At 37.6% G+C, this 6,891-nt stretch carries 1 pseudogene; it reads right to left on the bottom strand.

Going from position 1 to position 6,891, the window contains the following annotated elements:
• Positions 1–63 precede the first annotated feature (63 nt).
• Positions 64–6,891 (bottom strand): annotated as a pseudogene (locus FNW38_RS02525) (MBG domain-containing protein); the annotation flags it as partial.

Consider the following 6,891-nt stretch of genomic DNA (forward strand, 5'->3'; position numbering starts at 1 on the left):
TTTTTTGCATTAGAATAATCCATCCTCATTTATACCAAATGAGGATTTCATACTCTTAATTATTTAATTTTTAACTAGAAGATTTTTTGTAAAATATTTACCATTTGCTAAAGTCATTTTAACAATATAAATACCCTCAGCCATTGGAGCTTTTAAAGTCACCGTGTTTTCACTAGTAGTTTTATTCTCGATTAACAATCCACCTACGCTATATACTTCAATATGCGCATTCTGTAATCTTGAAGAAGACACATTTGTAATAAGTTCATAACTTGAATTAGTTTTAACTGGATTAGGGACAATTTTTATATATTCCTCTTCAACTGTTGGAGATAAAATTAATGGACAAGTATTAATTAATGTTCCGTCTAATTTTGTTGCGACTACATAATAAGTTCCATTTAAAGCTCCACTTTCTTTAAAATATTGAGCAGTTTGACTTGGAACTAAAACTCCATTTTTATACCAACTATAGGATTTAAAACTCTCAGAACTATTGTCAAAGAAGATAATATCTTCAAAGTGTTTTCTAATTAAATTTGGTTGACTGATTACAACTGGCAACACTACTACTGGAGCAGCATTATAATTATTATTGCCCCCTTGTGAGGCAGTAATAGTTGCAGAACCGTAATTCTTGACGACTAATAAACCATTTGAAATTGTTGCAATATTACTATTAGAAGAAGAATAACTTACAGGCAAACCACTACTAGAAGTAGCCGTTAAAATAACTGTCGTCTCTCCATCACAACCTTGTCCCAAAGTTTGGCCCCAAGTAATTGTCTGATCTGCCTTAGTAATGATAAAGTTATCACCAATATAAGTAATACTGTAATTTGAACCCGCACTTAAACTGCCTTGTGCAATAGCATAAGTGCCTACATTCTCTCCAGTCACTCTTGTCAAAGATCCAGTAAATGAATCTCCACTTACTAAACTTGGTAAAAATGAATACGTCAAAGTAGGATTAACAGTACCATATACTTTTGTCTGTGAAGCATTAGCTGTTACTGTAATTGACTTGGCTGTGATAGTAAAGTCTTTACTAGCATAAGTAATGGTATAATTTGATCCTGCACTCAAACTTCCTTGTGTAATAGCATAAGTTCCTACATTCTCTCCAGTCACTCTTGTTAAAGATCCAGTAAATGAATCTCCACTTACTAAACTTGGCGAAACTGTATAAGCAAAAACAGGATTAGATGCACCATAAACTTTTGTCTGCAAAGCAGTAGCCGTAACTGTAATAGGTTTTGCTGTAATAACAAAGTCTTTACTAACATAAGTAATAGCATAATTTGAACCTGCACTCAAACTTCCTTGTGTAATAGCATAAGTCCCTATATTCTCTCCAGTCACTCTTGTTAAAGCTCCTGTAAAGGTATCGCTTCCTACTAAACTTGGCGAAACTGTATAAGCAAAGACAGGATCAACAGTACCATAAACTTTTGCCTGAGAAGCAGTAGCCGTAACTGTAATTGGCTTGGCTGCAATAGAAAAGTCCTTACTAACATAAGTAATCGTATAATTAGAACCAGCACTCAAACTTCCTTGTGTAATAGCATAAGTTCCTGCATTCTCTCCAGTCGCTCTTGTTAAAGCTCCTGCAAATGTATCGCTTCCTACTAAACTTGGAGAAACGGCGTAAGTGAAAGTTGGGTCAACAGCACCATATACTTTAGTTTGCGAAGCATCAGCGGTAACTGTTATCGGTTTTGCCGTGATGGTAAAATCTTTCGATACATAAGTCATCAAATACTTATTCCCGGCAGAAAGAGTCCCTACATTGATTGTGTAATTTCCAATATTTTCACCAGCAACTCTTGTTAAAGCACCAGTAAATGAATCACCACTTACCAAACTTGGCGAAACTGTATAAGTATAAACAGGATTATTCTCTCCGTATATTTTAGATTGAGAGGCTGTTGCAGTAACAGTAATTGGGATTTGAGGTGTAATTGTCAATGCCAAATTTTCAGTATGACAACCAGTAACAACCGAATAGTTTCCGCTTGCCGTGTAGGCTGTTCCGTTTACTGACCAAATATAACTATCGTAAACCGAAATTGTTGTCGTATTGGCGGTACTTGGTGTAATTGTCAATGCCAAATTTTCAGTATGACAACCAGTAACAACTGAATAGTTTCCACTTGCCGTGTAGGCTGTTCCGTTTACTGACCAAGTATAGCTATCGCAAGCCGAAGCTGTTGTTGTATTGCTTGTGCTTGGTGTAATTGTCAATGCCAAATTTTCAGTATGACAACCAGTAACAACTGAATAGTTTCCGCTTGCCGTGTAGGCTATTCCATTTACTGACCAAATATAACTATCGCAAACCGAAATTGTTGTCGTATTGGCGGTACTTGGTGTAATTGTCAATGCCAAATTTTCAGTATGGCAACCAGTAACAACTGAATAGTTCCCACTTGCTGTGTAGGCTGTTCCATTTACTGACCAAGTATAACTATCACAGGCCGAAGCCGTTGTTGTATTACTTGTGCTAGGCGTAATTGTCAATGCCAAAATTTCAGTATGACAACCAGTAACAACTGAATAGTTTCCGCCTGCCGTGTAGGCCGTTCCGTTTACAGGCCAAGTATAACTATCACAAGCCGATATTGTTGTAGTATTTGATGAAGTTGGCAGAACGGTTAAAATAAAACTATTTTCATTGGTACAATTTGGAATTGTTCCTGATTCTGCATAAACATAAATTTTCTGTGAAGAAGTTATTACATCTCCAGCAAATAAGGCAGTTCCGCCACCATTTGCTCCTGTAAAATAATTCCCGACTGTAAGTGCAGGCAATCTATAAGAGCCACACACAGTATTGTTTTCCGGAGCATCGGCAACGGCAACTGGATGTATTGTTATTGATACAGGAACATAATCACTTTCGCAATTATTGTCATAAGTATTCACATAATAAGTGTTTGTACCAAACAACAAAGCCACGTCAGACGAAAGAGCATCAGCTCCCAATTCGGTAATCCATTGGGTATTTGGGTATTCAGCTTCAAGATCTGCTATAGTTGTGTTACCACATAAACTTATTGGGTTTATTACTGGTGCGGCAGGTCTTTGTGCTATGGCAACTTGAACCTCACTTCTTGGTCCTTCGCAACCGTTTATTGTTTGAGACACAAAATAAGTTCCAGCGATTAATGGGGCAGTTTTATCTATTTCTGAGTTTCCGTTTTGTGCATCGTAATAATGTACAGTTTCGGATCTACCATAAATGTTTTCAATTATTAATCCTGTACAATAGGTATACAAATTGCTCGGCATTACTATAGCTGGTAAAGGTTTAATGGTTACCGCAAAACTATTTTCATTGGTACAATTTGGGTTTTGTCTCGTTTCTGCCCACACGTATATTGTTTGGGTTTCCGTTATTACTGTTCCTGGTTCCAAATAACCAATACCGTTTGGTGCCGAATAAAAATCACCATTTGTAGGCGTTGGCAATGTATAAGAACCACAGGCGGTTACGTCTGCCGGGGCATCAACAATTGGAAGAGGTATAATCGAAACCGAAAAACTATTTTCAGCAGTACAATTTGGGGTAGTACTTGATTCCGCATATACATAAATAGTTCGAGATCCACTGGTAAATACCTCTCCAGCAAACAAAGCTACACCACCACCATTAGGCTCGGAGAAATAATTCCCGACTGTGAGTGCTGGCAAAGTATAAGAACCACAAGCGCCTACATTTACTGGAGTATCTAAAACGGGTGTTTTATTTATAGTTAAATTTAAAACTTGTGTATCGCAACCGATTGCATATGTATAAGTCCCGCTTGATGTATAATTTTTTCCGTTTGCCGACCAAGTGTAATTATCACATGCAGATTCTGTGGTTGTAGATGTTGTGCCCAAAGAATAAACTGCCGAATTATCTTTATCCCAATTACCAATTCTGGAATTATCATTGGCTTTATCGATGTCATTAACAGTAATACAAGATAATGTTGGTATTCGAAAACAAGTCAAACTATACAAATTAGGCATTTTTGATACATTTAATGCGGAAATTTTGGTTACGCTGCACATAAGCACTTGCATATTTGTAGTGCCGTTCAGATCCAATTCTGTAATCGGATTATCACTACAATCTAAGAACTCTAATCTCGTCAATCCTGTTACGTTCAAAGTTGTCATATGATTCCCGTTAGCATTTATTTGCGTTAAAGAAGCATTACCACTTAGGTCTAATGCAGCAATAGGATTGTTATCAATTGTCAGTCTTTCCAATCTTGTAAAACCTTTGATTCCTGTTAAATCATGAATACCAACACCTATAAGATATAAGCTGGTAACATTAGCAATATTCACAGTTAGAACCTTGTTATCAATTACATCGTCATAACCCAAATCAATCAATTTTTGTTCGAATCGTGGGTCTGGAATAAAAGTAAAACCTGCAGGCATAGCACCTACAATTATATTTACAGCAAGCCTGTCGCTTTCGCATTGACTATTGGTATCCGTAAAGGTTTTTGTTTGGCTTACATAATAGTTTTTTGTTTCGAGCAAAGTGGTAGTTGACAAAGGTTCTCCACCTATAGCATCGGCATACCATTGTACTGATTCTCCTTGAACAATTGCAATATCGGCAATTGTTGAACCATCGGGTTTTAATTGAGAAAACACTTTAGGCAAAGGAACAATACTTAAATTTAAGTAATGAGTTATACACCCATCATCAAAACTAGGATTGGAAGATTCCGTGTAAGTTTTTCCATCCAAAGGCCAAGTATAACTTCTGCAGGCATTAACACTGGTCTCTTCTGTATCTTTGATCGTAACTGTAATTTTTTTTCTGAGACCTTCTCCACAAGGATAAGCAGTTTGAGCCACATAGTAATCACGCTCTGTTAATACACTTGCACTAGGCAAAGGATCAACGTCAGTTTCAGAAAGATACCATTTGATATTGCTACCTCCGCCATTAGCAGTGGCTACCAAATTGGCAACTGTTGGAGTAGTTCTAGCGCAAAAGCTTTGGTCTACAGCTATAGGCAATGGTGACGGATTAACAAAAGCATCATATTTGAGCCTAGCACTTTCGCAACCGTTTTCAGTTTGACTTACATAATATGATAAATTTGTACTAACGGGTGCTATGGCAACACTCAAATCCAGGGGAGTTCCTCCAGTTGCGTCGGCATACCATTTCAAATCCGATCCAGTTACAAAAGCATTGATAGTGGCAAGGGTTGGACTGGTTTTTTCGCATAAAGTTCTGCCACCAGGTACCAAATTGTTAATAACGGGAGCTGTAGTTACAGTAACGGCAACTTCTGTTCTTGGACTTTCGCAAGTACTAGTTGTTTGTGTAACATAATAAGTACCTGTTGCTAGTGAAGTAGAAGTTGTCAATGCTATTCCATCAGTTGAAACATCGTACCATTTTATTCCTGTTCCAGTTGCAATCAAACCAGCAACTGTTGCTGATTCACAAAAAGTTTGATGAGTAACTACTGATAATAAACTAAATGCTGAACTTGTCGAACCAGTTGTAATGGCACCAGTAGACACCCAGTTGGATGTTGTACCACTTAATTCAAAATTAATAAGCATACCTGTGTTACTATTTCCGCTTGAGTCTGTCAATTCATTTATATCCGTATTAATTTCAGAAGCAGCACCTTGATTGAATTTATAATAAGCCACTAAACCGGATTGTCCTGTTGATAGCTCACCATCCATATTGTTCTGAATTTCACACTGGGTTAAAGCACGATTCCAGATACGAACTTCGTCTATTTGTCCATCAAAAAAGCGGCTATTAGCCCATCCGCCCATTTCGATTGCCATTCCTGCAGGAATAGTTACAGGATTGGATACAGCAACTGTGTTTATTAAATTACCATTCACATAAAAAGTTATAGAAGCACTAGATTTCGAATAAACTGCGGCAACATGATACCAATTATTTATTTCAAAATCAAATCCAGCAGTATAGTTTTTTCCGTTAAAATCGAAATGCAACACCCCTTCTAGTAATTGAAAATGAATACTGCCGGTAGTCCATACAGTATGATTTAAAATAGACCTAAAACCTGTCAAATTTTTGGGATAAATCCAAGCTTCATAAGTTAAATCGTCTGTTGCCGGTAGTGATGATGGCAATACTACCTGATCATTTACACCATCAAAATTTAATGCGGCACCTTGAATTGCACCCATTTTATGTACAAAAATATCTTGACTACCTGCAGGCGTGAGTGAGTAAACCCCTACGTTAGGGTCAAAATCTGTTGTTCCTGAAAAATAACCTGTGGTATATACATTGCCAACAGCATCTGTACTTATGCCAAACCCAATATCACTAACAGTACTCCCCATTGCTTTTGCCCAAACCAGATTGCCTGTCGCGTCTAGTTTTGTAACAAAAACATCGGCAAAACCAGCAGACGTGAGGTTGGAAACACCTGCATTAGGGTCAAAATCTACTGTTCCTTGAAAATAACCTGTGGTATATACATTTCCAACAGCATCGGTACTTATGCCATACCCAATATCAGAACTAGTACCACCCATTGCTTTTGCCCAAACCAGATTGCCTGTTGCATCTAGTTTTGAAACAAAAATATCTTGTCCACCAGCAGACGTGAGGCTGGAAACCCCAGCATTGGGGTCAAAATCTACTGTTCCAGTAAAATAACCTGTGGTATATACATTGCCAGCAGCATCGCTACTTATGCCATACCCTATATCAGTATTAATACCCCCCATTGCTTTTGCCCAAACCAGATTGCCTGTTGCATCTAGTTTTGAAACAAAAATATCTTGTCCACCAGCAGACGTGAGGCTGGAAACCCCAGCATTGGGGTCAAAATCTACTGTTCCAGTAAAATAACCTGTGGTATATACATTGCC

Origin of the sequence: Flavobacterium gawalongense (assembly GCF_007097265.1) — a bacterium.
Lineage (GTDB): Bacteria > Bacteroidota > Bacteroidia > Flavobacteriales > Flavobacteriaceae > Flavobacterium > Flavobacterium gawalongense.